Origin of the sequence: Methanosarcina sp. KYL-1 (assembly GCF_024372725.1) — an archaeon.
Lineage (GTDB): Archaea > Halobacteriota > Methanosarcinia > Methanosarcinales > Methanosarcinaceae > Methanosarcina.
Genome location: NZ_VOUA01000062.1, coordinates 1 through 1,595 on the forward strand (window position 1 = coordinate 1; position 1,595 = coordinate 1,595).

The following is a 1,595-nucleotide window of genomic DNA, read 5'->3' on the forward strand; positions in this document are numbered from 1 at the left end:
AATTAGTGACCCGGTCAAAGAATAGCAGCTCAAATGCTCTACCTTGACCCATACCGAGCCCTGTTCATCACCTTTTATCGGAGACCTGCCGGCATCAATTACCCATTCGGGGTTGCCTTTTAAGAGCTTAACCCAGTTGCCGCTTGTTTCATTATACCAGTAAACGGACAGGGAAGCTTCATCGATATCTCCGGGTCCGATTTCTCCGTCCCCGTCCAGGTCCAGGTCGTCCTTACTGTAAAAGAGGGATATACGCACGTACCGGATCTGTGACTCGTTTGAACCGTCAAGGCCTCCGGCAGCATTTATTTCAACCATTTTGCCTACCGCAAGTTCTCCGAACGCCGAACTCGAATTGTTAAGGCTTTCCATTGCTGTTTCGTTTGTTATCGCATTTACCGTGAAAGTCACATCGGTTGCGTTAACATCCGATACGAATTCTATTGAGGTCCCGGTTTCATTGACAGCGTCAATTTCCACTGCTTCGCTTTCATTGACAGAGGACACCGCTTCCTGCATGGTATCGGTTTCAATGTACACTGTCTTCCTGGCGATATTGGAGTTGCCTGCCAGATCATATGCGATTAACTCCAGCGTATTGTTCTGTTCAGGATAGTATTCCACACGCTTCCTGAAGCTGTTGTCCGGCAGGATGCAAAGTTCATACCGGCTCACTACGGCACCTGTTTCGTTCTTCACTACCAGGGCAGCCGATTCAAAGTTGGCGTCCGAGACCGTACCTTTTACGATATTGTCAACGAACCAGGTCCTGTCCTCGGAAGGTTGCGTTATATTCAAAACAGGAAGGGTATTGTCAACTGTAACATTTACTGCTGCTGTACTGATATTATTTTCAATATCCATAACTGTCAACAGGACTGTGTACTCCCCGTCTGCCAGAGCACCTGTATCCCACTCAGCCAGCTTCCCGGATAATCCGGCGGATGAACCAAATATTGTCGAATTACTGGTAGCATTCCACCATTCCACCGTGTAGTTTTTGATATTTTCATCATCTGCGGACCCATTAATGCCGATGTTCCCGCAAACATATGCACCTTCGACAGGCTCTGCTATTGCTGCTATCGGTGGTTCATTATCAACTTTGACATCGACCGTACTTGTGTTTGTATTGAAGGCTTTATCGGTAACTGTCAACCGGATGGTGTATTCCCCGTCTGCCAAAGTGGTTGTGTTCCAGACGGCAAGGGTTCCTTCATTAGCAGTTGTTGAACTGTATATTTCCGTCCAGTTGACCCCGGCGGCATCCGACCACTCCACGGAATAATTATTGAAATTGGCTTCATCAGTTGCATTTCCGATGATTTCGACAGCCCCTCTTACACAGGCATTGTTAACAGGCGCACTTATTGTAGCTGTGGGCAAAATCGTATCCAGAACTATCTGGGTAGTGTTAGTCCCGACGTTCCCGGCTTTATCCGTTGCAAGCACGGTTATGAGGTTCTCTCCCTCCACCAGAGGCAAGTTAGTTGCAGAATAAGAATTCTCCTCATCGTTTACTGCCGCAGAGACACCATTAACAATTACTGAAGCAATGCCTGCCCCTTCTTCAACAAAAGTCCCGTTGATCAGGA

At 47.5% G+C, this 1,595-nt stretch carries 1 protein-coding gene; it reads right to left on the bottom strand.

All coding sequences use genetic code 11. The features are described from left to right. The coding region (locus tag FTO70_RS17870) for an Ig-like domain-containing protein (RefSeq protein ID WP_255337124.1) at positions 1-1,595 on the bottom strand (1,595 nt) is incomplete at both ends.